At 60.0% G+C, this 19564-nt stretch carries 18 protein-coding genes; 12 read left to right on the top strand and 6 right to left on the bottom strand.

Annotated features, from left to right (window positions below; genetic code table 11):
• Nucleotides 1-5: 5 nt before the first annotated feature.
• The 9 genes from murD (at nt 6) to lpxC (ending at nt 10414) form a co-directional block, all read left to right on the top strand.
• Nucleotides 6-1349: a UDP-N-acetylmuramoyl-L-alanine--D-glutamate ligase gene (gene murD, locus RT21_RS20775; RefSeq protein WP_046164253.1), complete on the top strand. Its 1344-nt coding sequence runs from the start codon at nt 6-8 to the stop codon at nt 1347-1349.
• Nucleotides 1349-2581, top strand: a complete 1233-nt coding sequence (gene ftsW, locus RT21_RS20780; protein ID WP_046164254.1) for a putative lipid II flippase FtsW — start codon at nt 1349-1351, stop codon at nt 2579-2581. Before murD ends, ftsW begins: the two co-directional genes overlap by 1 nt.
• Nucleotides 2571-3641 carry an undecaprenyldiphospho-muramoylpentapeptide beta-N-acetylglucosaminyltransferase gene (gene murG, locus RT21_RS20785; protein ID WP_046164255.1) on the top strand — a complete coding sequence of 357 codons (1071 nt, stop codon included), beginning with the start codon at nt 2571-2573 and terminating at the stop codon, nt 3639-3641. Before ftsW ends, murG begins: the two co-directional genes overlap by 11 nt.
• Nucleotides 3634-5094 (top strand): UDP-N-acetylmuramate--L-alanine ligase, encoded by a 1461-nt coding sequence (murC, locus tag RT21_RS20790; protein WP_046164256.1) that lies wholly within the window; start codon nt 3634-3636, stop codon nt 5092-5094. The genes murG and murC overlap by 8 nt, the downstream gene beginning before the upstream one ends.
• Nucleotides 5091-6035 (top strand): D-alanine--D-alanine ligase, encoded by a 945-nt coding sequence (locus RT21_RS20795; protein WP_046164257.1) that lies wholly within the window; start codon nt 5091-5093, stop codon nt 6033-6035. The genes murC and RT21_RS20795 overlap by 4 nt, the downstream gene beginning before the upstream one ends.
• A 3-nt stretch (nt 6036-6038) precedes the next feature.
• Complete coding sequence (locus tag RT21_RS20800; protein ID WP_046164258.1) at nt 6039-6896, top strand: cell division protein FtsQ/DivIB; 858 nt, start codon at nt 6039-6041, stop codon at nt 6894-6896.
• 12 nt (nt 6897-6908) lie between these two features.
• The gene (gene ftsA / locus RT21_RS20805) at nt 6909-8156 is read left to right on the top strand and encodes a cell division protein FtsA (RefSeq protein WP_045424855.1); all 1248 of its coding nucleotides are present in this window, start codon (nt 6909-6911) and stop codon (nt 8154-8156) included.
• A gap of 47 nt (nt 8157-8203) precedes the next feature.
• On the top strand, nt 8204-9391 hold the full coding sequence (gene ftsZ / locus RT21_RS20810; protein WP_045424857.1) for a cell division protein FtsZ: 1188 nt from the start codon (nt 8204-8206) through the stop codon (nt 9389-9391).
• A gap of 111 nt (nt 9392-9502) precedes the next feature.
• The gene (gene lpxC, locus RT21_RS20815) at nt 9503-10414 is read left to right on the top strand and encodes a UDP-3-O-acyl-N-acetylglucosamine deacetylase (RefSeq protein WP_046164259.1); all 912 of its coding nucleotides are present in this window, start codon (nt 9503-9505) and stop codon (nt 10412-10414) included.
• An 81-nt stretch (nt 10415-10495) separates the two neighbouring features.
• Here the strand turns inward: lpxC and RT21_RS20820 are convergent, their stop codons facing one another.
• From RT21_RS20820 to RT21_RS20825, 3 genes are all read right to left on the bottom strand, one after another.
• Nucleotides 10496-11029 (bottom strand): ferritin-like domain-containing protein, encoded by a 534-nt coding sequence (locus RT21_RS20820; protein WP_046164260.1) that lies wholly within the window; start codon nt 11027-11029, stop codon nt 10496-10498.
• A gap of 106 nt (nt 11030-11135) precedes the next feature.
• Entirely contained in the window at nt 11136-11267 is a 132-nt protein-coding gene (locus RT21_RS24225; RefSeq protein WP_256203910.1) for a hypothetical protein, read from the bottom strand.
• 11 nt (nt 11268-11278) lie between these two features.
• On the bottom strand, nt 11279-11677 hold the full coding sequence (locus RT21_RS20825) for a Rho termination factor N-terminal domain-containing protein (RefSeq protein WP_046164261.1): 399 nt from the start codon (nt 11675-11677) through the stop codon (nt 11279-11281).
• A 375-nt stretch (nt 11678-12052) separates the two neighbouring features.
• Here RT21_RS20825 and rfbD point away from each other — a divergent pair, with 375 nt between their 5' ends.
• Together rfbD and RT21_RS20835 are read left to right on the top strand one after the other, a co-directional pair.
• Nucleotides 12053-12979, top strand: coding sequence for a dTDP-4-dehydrorhamnose reductase (gene rfbD, locus RT21_RS20830; RefSeq protein WP_046164262.1), 927 nt, complete (start codon nt 12053-12055; stop codon nt 12977-12979).
• A gap of 134 nt (nt 12980-13113) precedes the next feature.
• Nucleotides 13114-14013 (top strand): AEC family transporter, encoded by a 900-nt coding sequence (locus RT21_RS20835; RefSeq protein WP_046164263.1) that lies wholly within the window; start codon nt 13114-13116, stop codon nt 14011-14013.
• 9 nt (nt 14014-14022) lie between these two features.
• Here RT21_RS20835 and RT21_RS20840 read toward each other — a convergent pair whose 3' ends face one another.
• Together RT21_RS20840 and RT21_RS20845 are read right to left on the bottom strand one after the other, a co-directional pair.
• Nucleotides 14023-14769, bottom strand: a complete 747-nt coding sequence (locus RT21_RS20840; RefSeq protein WP_045431606.1) for a VC0807 family protein — start codon at nt 14767-14769, stop codon at nt 14023-14025.
• An 88-nt stretch (nt 14770-14857) separates the two neighbouring features.
• The gene (locus RT21_RS20845) at nt 14858-15808 is read right to left on the bottom strand and encodes a lysylphosphatidylglycerol synthase transmembrane domain-containing protein (protein ID WP_046164264.1); all 951 of its coding nucleotides are present in this window, start codon (nt 15806-15808) and stop codon (nt 14858-14860) included.
• 322 nt (nt 15809-16130) lie between these two features.
• On the opposite strand from RT21_RS20845, the gene RT21_RS20850 reads away from it, so the two are divergent.
• Nucleotides 16131-16562: a cytochrome P450 family protein gene (locus RT21_RS20850; RefSeq protein WP_052724783.1), complete on the top strand. Its 432-nt coding sequence runs from the start codon at nt 16131-16133 to the stop codon at nt 16560-16562.
• Nucleotides 16563-16685: 123 nt separating this feature from the next.
• Here the strand turns inward: RT21_RS20850 and RT21_RS20855 are convergent, their stop codons facing one another.
• Nucleotides 16686-19484, bottom strand: a complete 2799-nt coding sequence (locus RT21_RS20855) for a hybrid sensor histidine kinase/response regulator (RefSeq protein WP_046164265.1) — start codon at nt 19482-19484, stop codon at nt 16686-16688.
• Nucleotides 19485-19564 lie beyond the last annotated feature (80 nt).

The following is a 19564-nucleotide window of genomic DNA, read 5'->3' on the forward strand; positions in this document are numbered from 1 at the left end:
AAAGAGTGCTCATCGCTTCCGATCAGTTCCGCATCGTCGTAGGTCTCGGCAAGAGCGGCATGTCCTTGGTTCGCCATCTGGCCAGCCGCGGTGTGCCGTTTGCCGTCGCCGATACGCGTGCGAACCCACCGGAGCTGGCCACTCTGCAAGCGCAGTACCCGAATGTCGAGGTTCGGTGTGGCGAGCTCGATCTGCAGTTCCTCAGCCGCGCCAGCGAGCTGTTGGTAAGCCCGGGCCTGCCGGTCAGCACGCCGGCATTGCAGGCTGCAGCGGCCAACGGGGTGAAGCTGTCCGGTGACATCGAACTGTTCGCTCGCGAAGCCAAGGCGCCAATCGTGGCTATCACCGGATCGAACGCGAAAAGCACGGTGACCAGCCTGGTCGGCGAAATGGCTGTTGCGGCCGGTCGCAAGGTGGCCGTGGGAGGGAACCTGGGTACGCCAGCGCTGGATCTGCTCAATGACGATGTCGAGCTCTACGTGTTGGAACTGTCGAGCTTCCAGTTGGAAACCACAGACCAGCTGAATGCCGAGGTCGCAACCTGTCTGAATATCAGCGAAGACCACATGGATCGTTACGACGGGCTGCCGGCCTACCACCAGGCCAAGCATCGGATATTCCGTGGTGCACGTCAGGTTGTGATCAACCGTGATGATCGCCTCAGTCGGCCGCTGATCGCAGATGATCTCCCCACCTGGTCCTTCGGCCTCGGCAAGCCTGATTTCAAGGGCTTCGGGTTGTTCGAAGAAAATGGCGAGAAATATCTCGCCTTCCAGTTCGATGCGCTGATGCCGGCCAACCAATTGAAGGTGCGTGGGGCGCATAACCAGTCCAATGCGCTAGCGGCCTTGGCTCTCGGTCACGCTGTCGGCCTCCCGTTCGGGCCGATGCTCACGACCCTGCGAAACTTCAGTGGGCTGGCCCATCGCTGCCAGTGGGTCGGAGAACGCAAAGGCGTTACCTACTACGACGATTCGAAGGCGACTAACGTCGGAGCTGCTCTGGCCGCAATCGATGGGCTGGGTAGCGACATCACGGGCGAGTTGGTGCTCATCGCCGGTGGCGATGGCAAGGGTGCCGATTTCTCGGCCTTGCACAGTCCGGTCTCGCATCAATGCCGCGCGGTTGTTTTGCTGGGGCGCGATGCTCAGCAGCTAGCGGCTGCGCTTGACGGAGCTGCACCCATCCACCGCGTCCAGACACTCCAAGATGCCGTAGAGCTGGCCGCCAAGCTGGCCCAGCCCGGCGATGCGGTCCTACTGTCGCCAGCCTGTGCCAGCCTCGATATGTTCGAGAATTTTGAAGATCGCGGACGTCAGTTCGCCGCCGCGGTGGGGGCGCTCAGCTGATGCTCGCATTCTTGCGTAGTGCGCCTTCGCCCCTGTTCAGCCGTCGCGGTCTGGACCTCGACTTCCCTATGCTCGCAGGCTGCCTGGCGTTGTTGGGCCTTGGCTTGGTCATGATCACTTCCGCTTCCTCCGAAGTCGCGGCGGTGAACGCCGGCAATCCCATGTATTACATGGTCCGCCACCTGGTGTACGTCCTGCTCGGACTTGTCGCCGCAGCCTTGGTTCTGTTGGTGCCCCTCTCAGTCTGGCAGCGGCTGGACTGGATGCTGCTGATCGGTGCTTTCGTGCTGTTGATCCTGGTGTTGATTCCAGGCATCGGTCGCGAGGTGAACGGTTCCATGCGCTGGATCGGCTTCGGCGCCTTCAACGTACAGCCGTCGGAATTGGCCAAGCTGTTCGTCGTGGTTTACCTCGCCGGTTATCTGGTGCGCCGCCAACAAGAGGTGCGGGAAAGCCTATGGGGCTTCCTCAAGCCGTTTCTGGTTTTGCTTCCCATGGCCATGTTGCTCCTGCTTGAGCCGGACTTCGGTGCGACCGTGGTGATGATGGGCGCGGCGGTCGCCATGCTGTTCCTCGGGGGCGTCGGCCTGGTTCGATTCAGCCTGCTGGTTCTGCTCGCTGTCGGCGCGGTGTTCGTTCTGGTACAGACGCAGGAGTACCGACTGCAGCGGTTGATCACCTTCACCGATCCCTGGGCTGATCAGTACGGTGCGGGCTACCAGCTGACGCAGGCCTTGATCGCATTTGGGCGTGGTGAATGGCTGGGTGTTGGTCTCGGCAACAGCGTGCAAAAGCAGTTCTACCTGCCTGAGGCGCATACCGATTTCGTCTTTTCCGTGCTCGCCGAAGAGCTGGGCATGGTGGGGGCGCTGCTGACCATCCTGCTGTTCGCTTTCGTTGGTGTTCGCGCCTTGTACATCGGGCTTGCGGCCGAACGGGCGCGGCAGTTCTTCGCCGCTTATATCGCCTGGGGCGTTGCGTTCCTTTGGCTCGGTCAGTTCCTGATCAACGTTGGCGTGAATATCGGGCTGTTGCCGACCAAAGGTCTGACCTTGCCGTTCCTGAGTTATGGCGGCAGCTCGCTGGTGGTGACCTGCGCCAGCATGGCCTTGCTGCTGCGCATCGAGTGGGAAAGCCGCACGGTGCTGGGCAGTGAAGATGCCGAATTCAGCGAAGAGGATTTTGCCGAGGCGCCTGCACCCCAGAGCAAGGGGGCCGCGTATGGGCGGTAATGTTTTGATCATGGCGGGCGGAACCGGGGGACATGTATTCCCGGCGTTGGCCTGCGCTCACGAGTTCCAGAACCGTGGCTATAGCGTGCACTGGCTGGGCACGCCGCGAGGCATCGAAAACGAAGTGGTTCCTGCTGCTGGATTGCCGCTGCACCTGATTCAGGTAAGCGGATTGCGTGGTAAGGGACTGGCGTCGTTGCTCAAGGCGCCGTTCCAGCTGCTGCGATCGCTTGGTCAGGCGCGGCGGGTGATCCGTGAACTCCGACCGGTTTGTGTACTTGGACTTGGCGGCTACGTGACGGGCCCGGGCGGGCTGGCCGCTAAGTTGGCAGGGGTCCCTCTGGTGATCCACGAGCAGAACGCTGTCGCCGGAACTGCCAATCGCAGCCTGGTGCCCTTTGCGCAGCGCGTCTGCGAGGCGTTTCCGAATACATTTGGCGCAAGCTCGAAGCGTCGCACCACCGGTAATCCCGTGCGCCATGAGTTGTTTCTCGAGACGCCGAGACAGACGTTGCTTGGCCGCCGCCCACGGCTGCTGGTGCTAGGCGGCAGCCTGGGTGCTGAACCGCTGAACAAGCTTTTGCCGGAGGCGCTCGCCCAGTTGCCTAGCGAGCTGCGTCCTGAGGTCTTCCATCAGGCGGGCAAGCAGCACGCCGAGATTACTCAAGAGCGCTATGGCGCGGCGGGTGTCGACGCTGATGTCGCCCCGTTCATAAAGGATATGGCGCGGGCTTATGCCTGGGCTGATCTGGTGATCTGCCGCTCCGGCGCGCTGACGGTGTGCGAGTTGGCAGCTGCCGGGCTGCCTTCGTTTCTGGTGCCGCTGCCCCACGCGATCGACGACCACCAGACCCGTAACGCCGAATATCTGGCGAAGGAAGGCGCCGCCGTTCTTCTTCCCCAAGCAAAGACCGATGCTGCCGCACTGGCCGCGCAGTTGACCGAGGTAATGATGCAGCCGGAAAAACTCAAGGCCATGGGAGCCACGGCACGTCGCCTGGCTCGGCCGGACGCCACCAGAACCGTCGTCGATATCTGTCTGGAGGTGGCGCATGGCTAAGTCCCCAGCTGCAGTCAAAGCCGAAGTACGGCGCATGCGCCGCATCCGCCGGATTCACTTCGTCGGAGTGGGCGGCGTTGGCATGTGCGGCATCGCCGAAGTGCTGTTGAACCTCGGTTACGACGTTTCCGGTTCGGATCTCAAAACCTCGGCCAGCACCGAGCGTCTGCAGAATTTCGGCGCGCACATTTTCATCGGTCATCAGGCTGGTAACGTCGCTGGGGCTGATGTACTGGTGGTTTCCAGCGCGGTCAACGCTTCCAATCCGGAAGTGGCCTTTGCGCTCGAGCAGCGAATACCGGTCGTGCCGCGCGCCGAGATGCTCGCCGAGCTGATGCGCTATCGCCATGGCATTGCCGTAGCAGGTACCCATGGCAAGACCACCACTACCAGCTTGTTGGCGTCTGTGTTTGCTGCGGGTGGGTTGGATCCAACCTTTGTGATCGGCGGCCGCCTGACCGCGGCTGGCACCAATGCCCAGCTGGGTTCCAGCCGGTATCTGATTGCCGAGGCCGACGAAAGCGACGCCAGTTTCCTGCATTTGCAGCCGATGGTCGCTGTCGTCACCAACATCGATGCCGACCACATGAGCACCTATGGCGGCGATTTCGGCAAGCTAAAGAAGACGTTCGTCGAGTTCTTGCACAACCTGCCGTTCTACGGGCTGGCGGTGCTGTGTGTCGACGACCCGGTAGTGCGCGAAATCATTCCACAGGTGGGGCGCCCAATCACTACGTACGGCATGCATGAAGATGCTGACGTAAGGGCGATAAATGTTCGTCAGGAAGGGATGCGCACCTATTTCACGGTGCTGCGGGACGGCTTCGACGCGCTCGATGTGTCGGTCAACATGCCCGGCAACCATAATGTGCTCAACGCCCTGGCAACTATCGCGATTGCCACTGACGAGGGCATCGACGACGAGGCGATCGTTCAGGGCTTGTCTCAGTTTGGTGGGGTCGGCCGGCGTTTCCAGGTTTACGGCGAGTTACCAGTCGACGACGGCAGTGTGATGCTCGTCGACGATTACGGCCATCACCCTCGTGAAGTGGCCGCCGTGATCCAGGCCGTCCGGGGCGGGTGGCCCGAGCGTCGCTTGGTCATGGTCTATCAGCCGCACCGCTTCAGCCGGACACGTGATCTCTACGACGACTTCGTGCAGGTGTTGAACGACGCGAATGTGTTGCTCGTGATGGAGGTGTATCCAGCCGGCGAGGAACCTATTCCTGGCGCCGACAGCCGCCATCTTTGCCACAGCATCCGCCAGCGCGGCCAACTCGACCCGATCTACATCGAGCGCGGTGTCGACTTGGCTCCGTTGGTCAAACCGCTGCTGCGTCCGGGCGACATTCTGCTTTGTCAGGGCGCCGGCGACATAGGCGGGTTGGCCCCGCAACTCATCAACAGTCCCCTGTTTGCTGGCGCTGCAAGCGCCACGAGGAAGAGCGAATGACGGCCCTGCAATCGACCCGTGACCCCCAAACGTTCGGCCGGGTCGCCGTGCTCTACGGTGGCAAGAGTGCCGAGCGCGAGGTGTCGCTGAAGTCTGGAGCGGCAGTGCTCGCGGCTCTGCAATCGGCCGGTGTCGACGCGTTCGGCATCGACGTTGACGATAATCTGTTGGCTCGGCTGAGCAGCGAACGCATTGATCGCGCCTTTATCGTGCTGCATGGGCGTGGCGGTGAAGATGGCAGCATGCAAGGCCTGCTCGAGTGCGCCGGAATTCCTTATACCGGGAGCGGCATCCTTGCATCGGCGCTGGCGATGGACAAGCTGCGCACTAAGCAGGTGTGGCAGAGCCTTGGTCTGCCGACCCCGCGGCATGCCGTGCTGGCCAGCGAGGCCGATTGTCGGGCCGCGGCCGAGAGTCTGGGTTTTCCGCTGATCGTCAAACCGGCGCACGAGGGCTCGAGCATCGGCATGGCGAAGGTCGGCGGTGTCGCTGAACTTATCGCTGCCTGGCGCGGCGCGAGTGCTTACGACTCGCAGGTGCTGGTCGAGCAATGGATCCAGGGGCCGGAGTTCACTATCGCCACTCTGCGCGGCACGGTGCTCCCACCGATTGGTCTGGGTACGCCGCACACCTTCTACGACTACGACGCGAAGTATGTCGCCAATGACACCCAGTACCGGATCCCTTGCGGGCTGGATGCGGCCAAAGAACAGGAGCTGAAGGACTTGTCCGCTCGCGCCTGCGAAGCAGTGGGTATCCAGGGCTGGGCGCGTGTCGATGTTATGCAGGATGACACGGGGGCTTTCTGGCTACTGGAAGTCAATACCGTACCGGGCATGACCGATCACAGCCTGGTGCCGATGGCTGCGCGGGCAGCAGGGCTGGATTTCCAGCAGCTGGTACTTGCAATTCTGGACGCCAGCCTGGCGACGGAGAACTGATCGATGATCACCACGCTGCGTCACTCTCAACCCGCCACCGGCCGCACCTCGCGCAAGCCGGTACAGCGGGGTGCGAGCCGCCTGGTGCAGCGCGAACCGCTTTCGGCGCGCTTGCCGCGGCCGAGCCTGGGTTCGCTCAAGCGTGCACTGTGGCCGGTATTGCTTGTGGGGCTGGCTGTGGGGCTTTACCAGCTGGGTGACTATCTCGCGCCCTATGCCGATCGGCCGATTGCCAAGGTAAGCGTTCGGGGCGAGCTGACCTACGTCGATCAGGAAGCGGTGCAGGCGCGCATGGCGCCGTTTGTCGAAGCCAGTTTCTTTAAGGTTGATCTCGATGCTTTGCGTCGCGACCTTGAACAGATGCCGTGGATAGCCCATGTCGAAGCGCGCCGAATCTGGCCAGATGAGGTCATGGTGCGTCTTGACGAGCAATTGCCCATTGCCCGCTGGGGCGACGAATCGCTGCTGAACAACAACGGTCAGGCCTTCGCGCCGGACAATTTGGCTCGGTATGAACACTTGCCGCAGTTATATGGTCCGAAGCGGGCCCAGCAGCGGGTGATGCAGCAGTACCAAGTGCTCAGCCAGATGCTGCGGCCCCTCGGTTTCTCCATTGCTCGCCTGGAACTGCGAGCACGGGGCAGCTGGTTTGTGACGACCGGGCAGGGCGTCGAGCTGCTATTGGGAAGGGATCAGATAATCGAAAAAATGCGGCGCTTCACTGCCATCTACCAGCAAGAGCTGGCGCAGGAGAGCGACAAAATTGCGCGGATCGACCTTCGCTACGCCAATGGCCTCGCCGTTGCGTGGCGGGAGCCGAGCCCGACCACGACGGACGAATCCGTCGTAGCGAAGAATTGAGGAATGAAACACATGTCTAGCGTGCAAAGCGGCAAGATGATCGTCGGTCTCGATATCGGCACCTCCAAGGTGGTGGCGCTGGTCGGCGAAGTGACGCCGGATGGCGAGCTCGAGATCGTCGGGATCGGGACCCATCCGTCGCGTGGATTGAAAAAAGGCGTGGTGGTCAATATCGAGTCCACCGTTCAGTCGATCCAGCGCGCCGTTGAAGAAGCTCAGCTGATGGCGGGCTGCCGCATCCATTCTGCGTTCGTCGGCCTGGCTGGTAACCATATCCGCAGCCTCAACTCGCACGGCATCGTTGCCATCCGTGATCGTGAAGTCAGCACCGCAGACCTCGAGCGTGTGCTCGACGCTGCACAGGCTGTGGCGATCCCGGCCGATCAGAGGGTTCTGCACACGCTGCCGCAGGATTACGTGATCGATAACCAGGAGGGTGTGCGCGAACCACTGGGCATGTCCGGGGTACGCCTGGAAGCCAAGGTCCACGTGGTCACCTGTGCGGTCAATGCAGCGCAGAACATCGAAAAGTGCGTACGTCGTTGTGGTCTAGAGGTTGACGACATCATCTTGGAACAGCTCGCCTCGGCCCATGCTGTGCTGACCGATGATGAGAAAGAGCTGGGCGTCTGCCTGGTCGATATCGGTGGCGGGACCACCGACATTTGCATCTTCACCGAAGGCGCTATCCGGCACACCGCTGTCATTCCGATCGCAGGTGACCAAGTCACCAACGACATCGCCATGGCGCTGCGCACTCCGACTCAGTATGCGGAAGAGATCAAGATCCGCTACGCCTGCGCACTGGCCAAGCTGGCTGGGCCCGGCGAGACCATCAAGGTACCGAGCGTCGGCGAGCGTCCGCCGCGGGAACTCTCACGTCAGGCTCTGGCCGAAGTCGTGGAGCCGCGCTATGACGAACTCTTCACCTTGATTCAGGCCGAGCTGCGTCGCAGCGGCTACGAGGATCTGGTTCCAGCAGGGATCGTTCTCACCGGCGGTACAGCCAAGATGGAAGGCGCCGTCGAACTCGCAGAAGAAATCTTCCACATGCCGGTGCGCCTAGGCGTACCCCATAGCGTCAAAGGACTCGCGGACGTGGTCCGCAATCCCATCTATTCAACGGGTGTGGGCCTGTTGCTTTACGGAATGCGCAAGCAGACCGACGGCGCATCCATGTCCGGTCTCGGTAATTTCGCCGAAGAACCCAAAACATCTGTCGTGGACCGGCTCAAGAGCTGGATCCAAGGCAATTTCTGAGCAGTGCGGCTGTACCTAAAACTAGAAAGCTGGAAGGAGAGAGGGAAATGTTCGAACTCGTAGATCATACCCCGCAAAGTGCAGTGATTAAGGTCATTGGCGTAGGCGGAGGCGGCGGCAACGCCGTCAATCACATGGTGCGCAACAACGTTGAAGGTGTGGAATTCATCTGCGCCAACACCGATGCTCAGGCGCTGAAGAAAATCGAAGCGCGGACCGTACTGCAGTTGGGGTCGGCCATTACCAAGGGGCTGGGCGCCGGTACCAATCCTGATATCGGTCGTCAGGCCGCGATGGATGACCGCGAGCGCATTGCCGAGGTGCTGCAGGGCGCCGACATGGTATTCATCACCACCGGCATGGGCGGCGGTACCGGCACCGGCGCCGCGCCGGTCATCGCTTCGGTGGCCAAGGAAATGGGCATTCTCACCGTTGCTGTCGTGACCCGTCCGTTCCCGTTCGAAGGGCGTCGTCGTATGCAGGTCGCCGACGAAGGCATTCGCCAGCTGTCCGAGTGCGTCGACTCGCTGATCACCATCCCCAACGAAAAGCTGCTGACCATCCTCGGCAAGGATGCGAGCCTGCTTTCCGCCTTCGCCAAGGCTGACGATGTGCTGACCGGTGCCGTGCGCGGCATTTCCGACATCATGCAGCGTCCAGGCCTGATGAACGTCGACTTCGCTGACGTTAAAACGGTCATGGGCGAGATGGGCATGGCCATGATGGGGACTGGTTGTGCCACCGGTCCGAACCGCGCTCGCGAGGCCACCGAGGCCGCGATCCGCAACCCACTGCTGGAAGACGTCAACCTGCAAGGCGCACGTGGCATTCTGGTTAACATTACCGCTGGTCTGGATCTTTCGCTGGGCGAGTACGCTGCGGTGGGTGAGATCATCGAGGCGTTCGCCTCCGACGAAGCGACTGTAAAGGTGGGTGCAGTAATCGACCCCGATATGCTGGACGAACTGCACGTGACGGTGGTGGCCACTGGTCTCGGGCCGCGCAATGAGAAACCGGTCAAGGTTGTAGACAATACCCTGCAGACTGCAGCCGTCGCGCCGCAGACCGCCCCAGCCGCGCGTCAGGATCAGGCCGCGGTGAATTATCGTGACCTGGACCGCCCGACCGTGATGCGTAATCAGGCACACGCAGCGGCTACCGCGGCGAAGATGAATCCTCAGGAGGACTTGGATTACCTGGACATCCCGGCATTCTTGCGCCGTCAGGCTGATTGATTGGATGTATCAGGACTATCGGGGTGATTGGTATTCAGCAAAGTTGGGTTCTGCTATGATCGCCACCTTTGTTGGAAACCATTCGCAACAGCGCACTAGCGAAAACGAGCCATGATCAGACAACGCACCTTGAAGAACATCATTCGCGCCACTGGCGTCGGCCTGCACTCGGGGGAGAAGGTTTACCTCACCCTGAAGCCGGCTCCCGTGGATACCGGAATCGTGTTCTGTCGCACCGATCTCAACCCGCCTGTGCACATCGCCGCACGGGCCGAGAACGTTGGCGAGACGACCATGTCGACTACGCTGGTCAGCGGTGACGTCAAAGTCGATACGGTGGAGCATTTGCTTTCAGCGATGGCTGGGCTGGGCATCGACAACGCCTATGTTGAGCTTTCCGCTTCGGAAGTGCCGATCATGGACGGTAGCGCTGGGCCCTTCGTATTCCTGATTCAATCGGCCGGACTGCAGGAGCAGGACGCTCCCAAGAAGTTCATCCGCATCATCCGCGAGGTTTCGGTGGAGGATGGCGACAAGCGCGCCACATTCCTGCCATTCGAAGGCTTCAAGGTGAGTTTCGAGATCGATTTCGACCATCCGGTTTTCCGAGGCCGAACCCAGACTGCCAGCGTGGATTTCTCCAGTACTTCCTTTGTCAAGGAGGTCAGTCGCGCGCGCACGTTCGGTTTCATGCGCGACATCGAGTTCCTTCGCTCGCACAACCTGGCCCTGGGTGGAAGCGTCGAAAACGCCATCGTGGTCGATGAAGACCATGTGCTTAACGAAGACGGCCTGCGGTATGAGGACGAGTTCGTGAAACACAAGATTCTCGATGCAATTGGTGATCTTTACTTACTGGGCACTAGCCTGATCGGCGAATTCCGCGGCTTTAAATCCGGACATGCCTTGAACAACCTTTTGCTGCGCACTCTGATGGAACAAAAGGATGCGTGGGAAGTGGTGACGTTCGAAGAGTCCCAGACCGCACCGATCTCCTACATGCGTCCGGCGGCTGCCGGCTGAGCTGTACTCTCTTTCCTTTTTTTGAGGCCACCTTTTGGGTGGCCTTTTTTTTGGGGGCAGCGACAGGTGCGTACGATTCGGTCAGTTCATACCATCTAGCAGACCGGCCATGTCGTCAGCGTGCTCTTCTTCCTGAGCGAGGATGTCCTCGAAGATGCGTCGCGTAGTGGGGTCTTTATCTCCAATGTATTGGACGATCTCGCGGTAGCTGTCGATCGCGATGCGCTCCGCCACTAGGTTCTCGAACACCATGTCACGCAGGCCGTTTCCCTCAGCATATTGCGCATGGGCACGCTCGGTGAGACCGTCCGGGTTGAAGTCCGGGGCACCACCAAGCTGAACGATGCGTTCGGCCAGACGGTCGGCATGCTCTTGTTCTTCATTGGCGTGCTCAAGAAACTCCTCAGCGGCGACGCTCGATTTCAAGCCTGTGGCCATATAGTAGTGGCGCTTGTAGCGCAGGTAGCAGACCAGCTCGGTCGCCAGCGCCTCATTGAGCAGGTTGATCACCGTATCGCGATCGGCCGAATAGCTTTCGGTCACCGCGCCGTTCTCGACATGCTGGCGCGCGCGCTCGCGCAAAGTCTGTTTATCGCTCAATTGCACGTAACTCATCACGGTCTCCTAGGTCTGTGGCGCGCGATATGCGCAGCCGGGTGGCCGTCGCGCCTGCTGGCGTCTCGCTGGGCCCTAAGCTGTGATAGGCAGGGATGCGGAAAGTTTAGCCGCGTCCGTCACTGGGGCGTTCCGGCTTGCCCGGCTCTTCAATAGGAATTGGCTCACCGGGTTCTTTGCGTTCAGGCTCGGGAATCGGGCTTGGTGTCCCGTCGTCGCGAGGGTCGGGTTCCTGCATTCTATATCTCATCAACTGAGCGCCTTTATCAGCTCGTCCTTGCGCATCTTCGAACGACCGTGCACATCACGCTCCTGCGCTTTATGCATCAGTTCGTCGCGGGTGAGATCAGTAAGGGATGTGCTACCTGAACGGTCGCTACGTGTCGAGCTCTTGTTGGGTGAATCGCCGGAGCGAGCCTCCGCCGCTCGATGTGCTGAATCCTTGCGGTCGGCTCGCTTGGCTGTCTCGCTTTTCTCCTGCCCCGAACCGCCTTTGCGTTCGCCCCCACCGGATTGTTTGTTGACAGTGGCCCAAGCTCGCGCTTCTGCTTCTTTAGCTGGTACGCCGCGCTCTTCATAGCTGTCTTCGATATGTTCGGCTTTACGTTGTTGTGTATCGGTGTATTTGGATTTCTCGCCTCTAGGCATGACGGCGTCCTCCTGGTGGGATAGCGATGTGGACCTACTGGCAGTGGCGTCTGGCGATTTGCCGCGCCGCCTATTCTGTTTGGTCCCCGTTGCCGGCCTCGAGTTTCACTCGTGTTAGCATTGCCGGCTGGCGCAACCGGCCCGCCGATGGCATGGATGGGACATCCTGCTCACGGCCCGAGGCGACGCGTTAGGTCAGCGCGAGCACAATAATTCTTGCTACGCCTCGATCGGGCGGAACAAAACGCATTTATGCTGGCCTGAACCAAGCGCGGGCCGCGCTATCTCGGTAGCTGCAGACTGATGCGTGTATCGAGTTTGTTACGAATCCATGCCTGCCGTTTTACGGCAGGCCTTGAACGAGGCGCTAACCAGATGCGAATCCTAGTATGCGGAGCCGGTGGCCAGGTCGGTCACGAATTGATAAACCGTGCCAGCGGGTACGGTCTCGAAGCGCTCGGCATGACTCGCGACAATCTTGACATCACGGACGCGGGGCAGGTGGCTGATCTGGTTAGCCGGCTCAAGCCGGGGCTTATCATCAATGCGGCCGCTTACACGCATGTCGACAACGCCGAGACGCACAGTGAGAGGGCCTATAGCGTAAACCGCGATGGTGCAGAACGGCTGGCGCACGCGGCTCGTCAAGCCTCCATTCCTCTGCTGCACATCTCCACTGATTATGTGTTTTCCGGAAATGCTCAAACGCCTTATAGAGAGGAAGATGAAGTCGCGCCAACAGGTGTTTATGGTGCGAGCAAGCTGGCGGGCGAAGCGGCCATTCAAGCCGTGCTGGACGAGCACATTATTTTGCGAACCAGCTGGGTCTATGGGGTGCATGGCCACAATTTCGTGAAAACCATGCTACGCCTTGGCTGCCAACGCGACGCCCTATCGGTGGTTGCCGATCAGTATGGCTGCCCCACTCAGGCTGGTAGCATTGCCGATGCGTTGCTGGAACTGGCGCAGCGTTATGCCCAGAACGGCGTTTTGGCGTGGGGGCTCTACCATTACAGTGGGCGCTCCCCGTGTACCTGGTTCGATTTCGCCGTGGAAGTTTTCCGTCAGGCGGAAGCCAAGGGCATGCTTGCTGCCCGCCCCAAGGTATCGCCTATTAGCACCGCTCAATACCCTACTCCCGCGCGCCGGCCGGCTTGGTCGGTACTCGATTGCTCGAAGTTCGAGACGACCTTTGGCATCGAAACCCACGACTGGCATGACGACCTTTCCATTGTGCTCGATGCGCTCGCCGAGGCCGCAGCTGTTGCAGCCGCGGGTGCCGCGCAGCACACCCAGGCCTGAGCGCCCAGCGTGGCGATATCTACGCTGGGGCGCATCGGCCTAGGCGTGATGTGGTGATCTGACGCGAGACTCGGGTATTCTGCGCGGTCTTTTGCGGGGCGACATGAAGTCGCAACGATTGCTGGAGAAGCCGCGTGGTGGTGTTTCAGGCAATATTGCCGATCTTCGGCTTGATCATGCTCGGCTACTTGTTGGGCTGGCGTGGCTGGCTGGCGGGGGAGGCGGCAGCTGGGCTCGCCAATATCACCTTCAAATTGTTCATGCCGGCAGTCTTGTTCACCGGCATTGCCCGTGCGCAGCTTAGCGACGGGATGTCAGTGACACTGTTATTGGCCTATTTCGGGCCGGTACTCACCGTTTTCGTGGTGGTGGCGCTGATTGCTCACCGTCTGCTCGGGCGAGCGTCGCCCCTAGGCTTGACCGCGGCCTACTCGAATAACGTGTTGGTCGGGATCCCTCTGGTGACCACGTTGCTCGGGCCGGCGAGCCTCGTGTACGTGTTCGCCATTCTGGTGTTTCACAGCCTGGTCCTGTTCTCGCTACAAAGCTTTTACAACGCGTTCGGCTCGGGGCAAAAGGTCAATGCCGTGGCGTTGCTGAAGAACTTGGCCAACCCGCTCATTGTTGGCCTGTTGCTCGGTGCGTTGTTGAACATATCCGGCTGGGACCTGCCGCTGCCGATCTGGCGTGTCGCTGATTGGCTCGCCCAGGCTGCGTTGCCTTGTGCGCTGATGGTGCTGGGCATTAGTCTTTCACGTTATCGGTTGCGGCCTAGCGCCACGGCTCTCGGGCTGACGCTGGTGAAGCTAGCTCTGTTTCCGTTGCTGGTCTGGTATGTCGGCGGATGGTTGCCGGGCCTCAGTCATGACGCCTTGAGCGTGTTGGTATTGCTGGCCGCGTGCCCGAGCGGTGTCAACGTGCTGGCCTTCGTAGTCAATCAGGAAGACACCCGCGCAGTCAGCTCGACGGTGTTTCTCTCGACACTTTTAGCGGTGATCAGCTTGCCCTTGTGGATGCTGCTACTGTCGGCCTGACTGCGTTGGTCAGGTCTGCTTATCGGTACGCGCATGGTTGGCGACGATGTCTTCCAGGCGCAGGCCGGTCAGGCCGTGGATGGTCTTCCAGAGGTAGTAGAAGATCGCCATCATCATCACCATGCTCGGTATTGCAATCATTGGATAGCTGAGCAAGGTCATACGGCCGAGTTCTGCGTTGAATGCCTCGCTACCGGCGGGGCTATTGACGATCCATTTGGCTAGTACGTAGTTCATGAACGACGAAAAGAAGAAGGTGACGCTGAGAAAGTAGGTCGCGCGCAGCAATCGCGTCTCGAAGTGAGCGGTTTGCCCGTTGCGCTCAAGTTGCTCATGGACCTTGTCGACGTTCAGCACCTTGGGGTTGTAGAGCAAGGTGCGAATCAACGGAAAGCGTGTGCGAGTGGAGGCCAGTACGGCGACACCGATGATGCCGGGAATTGCCGCTTCCTTGATCGCCAGCCATTTCGGATCGAGCTGCAGCAAGCCGATGCCGCCGGTAAGCAGCACGCTGACCAGGCCCAGCAGGGCTATCCAATTGAACTTGCGGTATTTCACCAGCTCGAACAACCCCCAGCCGAGTGGGAAGGCCAGCGCCAGCAAAAGTGCGCCATCCGCGCCGAGGCGGTCTTCGCCGCTGAGTTTCATCAGGATCAGCGATGGGATGACGATGCTGATGGCCAGGTCCATTAAAGGGCGCGGCTTGTGCGCGGCCGGTTGCTCGGAGCTGGGTCGGTTAGTGCGGGTATTGGTCATGTGATTCGATTTCGTCTCGTAAGAGGGCGAATGATCGCCCGGCAAAGCGCGCATAGCCATAGGGCAATGGTGTCGTTTCGTGACTCGCTCAGCGCCTCGCAGGGCCGGCGCGTCGCCGCAGCGACCACTGTCCCGCTTCAAACAACGCGACTACCAAGATTGCCAGGGCAAGCGGCAGAAGCAGGTAGAAACCCCTGAATACGATTAGCGCGGCTAGCACATCAGCCGTAGGCAGCTCCGGCATGGCGGCCAGGAAAGTCACTTCGAGCACCCCAAGTCCACCGGGTGCGTGTGACAACAACGCCAGCGAGAATGAGGCAAGGAATACGCCGAGCACCACCAGATAGCCGGGATTGCCTGTCTCGGGCAGCGCAAAATAGATGATTGCCGCGGCACATGCGAGCTCCAGCGGCGCAGCAATCAGCTGCCTCCCGACAATAGGCAGCCTCGGGTAAGTGATTCGCCACTTGCCTAGCTGCATTGGCGGGAAATGTCGCCAGGCGCCGATCACGTAAAGCCCGACAAGGCATAGCAGCGAAACGCCTATTGCAATCGACAGCCATGGCTCGGCATCGACGAGTCTGTTGAGCAATTCCGGTCTGCAGATCAACACGATGCCGCTGGCCGACAGCGTACCAAGCAGAAAGGTTAACGAGCAGAACACGATCAGTACGCCGATCTCGTGAGGCGTCAGTCCTTTGCTGCGGTATGCACGGTAACGCACGACTGCACCAGAAAATACGGACGCGCCAACATTATGGGCGAGGGCGTAGGTAGTGAACGAGCAGAGCGTGATGAACCACCATGAGATGTGCTTACCCAGGTGGGCTATGGCGATTCGGTCGTACCAGGCCAATGCAAAGTAGGCGCCCAGCGTTGCCAGTCCGGCCAGCATCCAATTACGGGCGCTGATCGCGGCGAGGCTGTCGGTCAGTTCGGCCAGTGAAAGATCACGTATTTCCTGATAGAGCAGATAACCGGACAGCACTACCGCCGTGATACCCACAAGGGTCCAGGCGACATCGCTCCTCTTCATCATTGCGTGGGCTCCTTGGCGACGGCTCATGCCTCGAAGCGAAGGTTCGGACAATGGGTAATGCTACGTCGCTGAATAATTCGGCCGGTCTTTTATCGGCAGCGGACCGGGCGTTTTGTTCATTGTTGGACGAAAGGTACCTAACTGGGGCACCCCTGTACCGCGGTGGAGTCCATCGTGGAGCAACTACATAGGTGTGCTCATGCCAGATATTCCCCGCGTTTCCCAGGCAGAAAGCTCGCTTTCGTTACTTGGCGAAGGCTATTCATTTATCCCCAGTCGCTGCCACAGGCTTGGAACAGATATTTTCCAGGTTCGGCTGCTTATGCAGAACACCATCTGCATGAGTGGTAAAGAAGCGGCGAAATTGTTCTATGACGAGCGGTTTTTCCAGCGTCAGCACGCAGCGCCGCGCATGTTGCAGAAGACGCTGTTCGGTGAGGGTGGTGTGCAGGGCTTGGATGACGAAGCCCACCGGCATCGCAAGGCATTGTTCATGTCGCTGCTGTCCGACGAGGCCGTGGTAGAGCTGGTCCGTTTGAGCGAGGCCTATTGGCAAGCGGCCATCGAGACGTGGCAACACCGTAATCGCCTGATTCTGATGACCGAGGTGCAGACGATCCTTACCCGCACCGTATGCGAGTGGGCCGGCGTGCCGCTTGCCGAAGACGAAGTGACTCAACGTCGTGACCAGTTGGCCGCCATGATTGACGGCGCGGGTGGCATTGGGGCCCGTCATTGGCATGCCCGACGATGAGCTATGCGGTGCCGGCCCAAGACCTTGAGATCAAAGCGTCTCGGATGCCCGCCCAACCTGAAAGCCTGCTGATCATCAGCGATGTCAGGTATGTGCCGCCAACCCGCAAGGCATGACTAAAGCCTAGCGATCCGCTGTGGCTGCTCGGGTCCGGGCCCAGTGTTCGATCAGCTCGCGTAGCTGGGACATTTCGACAGGTTTGGCCATGTGTCCATCCATCCCGGCTTCGCGGGCGCGCTCTCGGTGCTCGCTGAGAATATGCGCAGTCAGCGCCACCACTGGTGTGCGCGGCCTGGCCTCGGAGGTTTCCCAAGCGCGTAGCTGTGCGGTTGCCTCAAAGCCGTCCATCACCGGCATCTCACAGTCCATGAGCACCAGGTCGTAGGGGTGCGTTTTGATCAGTGCAAGCGCCTCCGCTCCATTGCTGGCGGTATCCGGTTTAAGGTTGAGTTTGCTCAGCATGCCGCGGATGACTTTGGTGGATATGCTGTTGTCCTCAGCGACCAAGATGCGGAAATCGTCAGGCACCGTGAGCGGTGCGTTGGCTTGGGTCGCCGACGACTGCGTGATTGCGCTGGTGCGGCGCGCAAGCTCGTCCGCTAAGGTGGTTTTCAGTGTGTAGCCGGCGACGGGTTTAGCCAGGATGCGTTTGATGCCAGCGTTGCGTGCGATGATCTTGCTCGGCGCGCTGCTCATGCCGGTCAGCATGATCAGCAGGATGTCGTGATTGAGGCTGAAGTCTTCCTTGATTCTGCTGGCCAGCTGCATGCCCGTCATACCGGGCATGTCCTGATCAAGCAAAACCACGTCGAAATAGTCGCGTAGGTGCGCCTTGGTTCGCAGCAGCGCCAACGCCTCTTTGCCTGAGGCAACCGCACTGACCTCCATGCCCCAGCTGCTGCACTGCTGGCCGAGCACTTTTCGGCAGGTATCGTTGTCATCCACCACCAGCAGCCGGGCGCCTTTGAGCTGGTTATCCAGATCGCTAGCGGGCTCGGCGATCTCGGCCGCCAGCGGCAAACTCATCCACAGCGTGTTACCGGCGATGCCGCCGGTCTGAATGCCGAACTCGCCATCCATCAGGTGTATCAGCTGTCGGGCGATGATCAAGCCGAGGCGGCCACCATGGCGCGTCGCGGCGAGAAAGTCGCGGCTATCCAACGCAGCGTTGAGCAGAGCATCCCGCTCCTCTGTTTCCAGCGGTCTTCCACTGTCCTGCACGGTGATGCGCAGGCGGGGCTGGCCCTCGCGGTCGTCCACCGCTGCGGTCAGTAACACCTCGCCTTCTTCGGTTTGCTTGAAGGCGTTCTCTAGCAGATTCAACAATGCCTGGCGCAAGCGAGTCGGGTCGCCAGCAACCACATGCGGCATCTGAGGCTGGACAAAGCTGATCAGCTCGACTCGCTGCTGTTCGGCCTTGGCGCGGAAAATACTGAGGCAATCTTCGATCAGGGCGTTGAGATCAAACTGCACGTCGTCCAGTTCGATCTGTCCGGACTCCAGCTTGGAAATGTCCAGTATCTCGTTGATCAAATTGAGCAACTCGTTACCGGAGCTGTGAATGGTCTGGACGTAGTCACGTTGTTTGGCTGATAGCGAGGTGCTGAGTAGCAGTTCACTCATGCCAAGCACACCGTTCATCGGAGTACGAATCTCGTGGCTGATCTTTGCCAGGAAGTCCGCTTTGGTCCGCAATTCCGCGCTATTAACGGCTTCGGCTGTATGTTGATTGCGGTTGTCCGACTGAATTTGTCGCTGCCGCTCGAGCAGCGCGAAGCTGAGGATCAACCCAGAGCAGGTGGCCACGCTGAACATGATCCCGGTCAGCCAATCCGGGTCGAATTGATTGAAGCCCAGCAGAACGGGCAGGACGAGGACGAAACCGCCATCGAACAACAGCATGCCAGCAACCAGCAATCGGGCGGGTTCGTAGCGCTGCCGCCAATGATGAATTGCCACGACAGTAACGGTGGCAGCGGTGCCGAGCACCAGCGCATATATCAACCAGCTGAACCAGAGATGGCCGGTGAACAGTATGGTTGCTCCGAGTGCGCTGACGAGGCCTGCTTCCAGCGCTAGCACCCCGGTTATCCAGGGGACCTTGCGGTTATGGAAGAAGCCGTATGTGAAGGCTAGTAAGGAAATACAGGTCAGCAATGCGGCCATATCGGCGATCAGCGGCTGGCTATAGATCAGCTTCGGCGACCAGACTGCAAGCAGACCCAGATTCGCAATCGCCGAGGTCAGGAGGGCGCTGTGTAGCAAGGCAAGCCATACATGGCTGTAGCTCAAGGTGTAGGCAAAGCGCAGTAGGTTGTAGATAGTCAGCAGGGCCAGGGCACCAAACAATGCACCAAATAGGTAAGCCGGTTGCGCCAGCCCGACAAGCCCTATCTCATCCACGGTGCTGAACCATGCCATGATCGGGTGGGACGATTGCAGGCGGATGTAGGCCTCGCGAGGCGTGTCGTCATTGGGAAGCGAAAACAGATATGCACGAGTAGGCAGGGGGCGCGACTCGAGAGGCCTGAGCTCGCCTGTTTGAATATGGCGTTCCAGTTCGCCATCGCGCAGCAAGTAAAAATCGAGGTATTGCACGCGTGGCGCGAAGATCCACAACCAGTTCGGATCGATGAACGCCGGAAGGGTCACCTGCAACCAGACGGCGTTTTCACTGGCGGGTGCGGCATAGGCATGTTTGTCGATTCGCTGGAACAGGCTGCGTTGAGCCAGAACCTCGTCAAGGGTGAGAAGACCGGATTGGTCGATGAGCAAACGCCAGTTGGGCTCTGTCGCTGGTAGAGCCTCGGGCGATACGGGAAGGGGAGCCGGCTCGCTAATGGCGGCGAATACAGGCCATGCGACCAGCGCAGCCAACAACAGACTGAAGGTAAAAGCAATGGCGACCCAGAGTCGACGCACGATTGAAGTCCCTTCATGTGTGTGACGGTGGATTATAACCACCGTACTGGCGCTCAGTGATGCGCGCAACGACCGATAGG

It is taken from the genome of Pseudomonas sp. 10B238 (assembly GCF_000970615.1).
Taxonomy (GTDB): domain Bacteria; phylum Pseudomonadota; class Gammaproteobacteria; order Pseudomonadales; family Pseudomonadaceae; genus Stutzerimonas.

Coding starts and splice junctions, on each gene's coding strand:
- ftsW (WP_046164254.1), top strand. CDS start 1,349: ATGCTCGCATTCTTGCGTAGTGCGCCTTCGCCCCTGTTCAGCCGTCGC.
- murG (WP_046164255.1), top strand. CDS start 2,571: ATGGGCGGTAATGTTTTGATCATGGCGGGCGGAACCGGGGGACATGTA.
- murC (WP_046164256.1), top strand. CDS start 3,634: ATGGCTAAGTCCCCAGCTGCAGTCAAAGCCGAAGTACGGCGCATGCGC.
- RT21_RS20795 (WP_046164257.1), top strand. CDS start 5,091: ATGACGGCCCTGCAATCGACCCGTGACCCCCAAACGTTCGGCCGGGTC.
- RT21_RS20800 (WP_046164258.1), top strand. CDS start 6,039: ATGATCACCACGCTGCGTCACTCTCAACCCGCCACCGGCCGCACCTCG.
- ftsA (WP_045424855.1), top strand. CDS start 6,909: ATGTCTAGCGTGCAAAGCGGCAAGATGATCGTCGGTCTCGATATCGGC.
- ftsZ (WP_045424857.1), top strand. CDS start 8,204: ATGTTCGAACTCGTAGATCATACCCCGCAAAGTGCAGTGATTAAGGTC.
- lpxC (WP_046164259.1), top strand. CDS start 9,503: ATGATCAGACAACGCACCTTGAAGAACATCATTCGCGCCACTGGCGTC.
- RT21_RS20820 (WP_046164260.1), bottom strand. CDS start 11,029: ATGAGTTACGTGCAATTGAGCGATAAACAGACTTTGCGCGAGCGCGCG.
- RT21_RS24225 (WP_256203910.1), bottom strand. CDS start 11,267: ATGCAGGAACCCGACCCTCGCGACGACGGGACACCAAGCCCGATTCCC.
- RT21_RS20825 (WP_046164261.1), bottom strand. CDS start 11,677: ATGCCTAGAGGCGAGAAATCCAAATACACCGATACACAACAACGTAAA.
- rfbD (WP_046164262.1), top strand. CDS start 12,053: ATGCGAATCCTAGTATGCGGAGCCGGTGGCCAGGTCGGTCACGAATTG.
- RT21_RS20840 (WP_045431606.1), bottom strand. CDS start 14,769: ATGACCAATACCCGCACTAACCGACCCAGCTCCGAGCAACCGGCCGCG.
- RT21_RS20845 (WP_046164264.1), bottom strand. CDS start 15,808: ATGATGAAGAGGAGCGATGTCGCCTGGACCCTTGTGGGTATCACGGCG.
- RT21_RS20850 (WP_052724783.1), top strand. CDS start 16,131: ATGCAGAACACCATCTGCATGAGTGGTAAAGAAGCGGCGAAATTGTTC.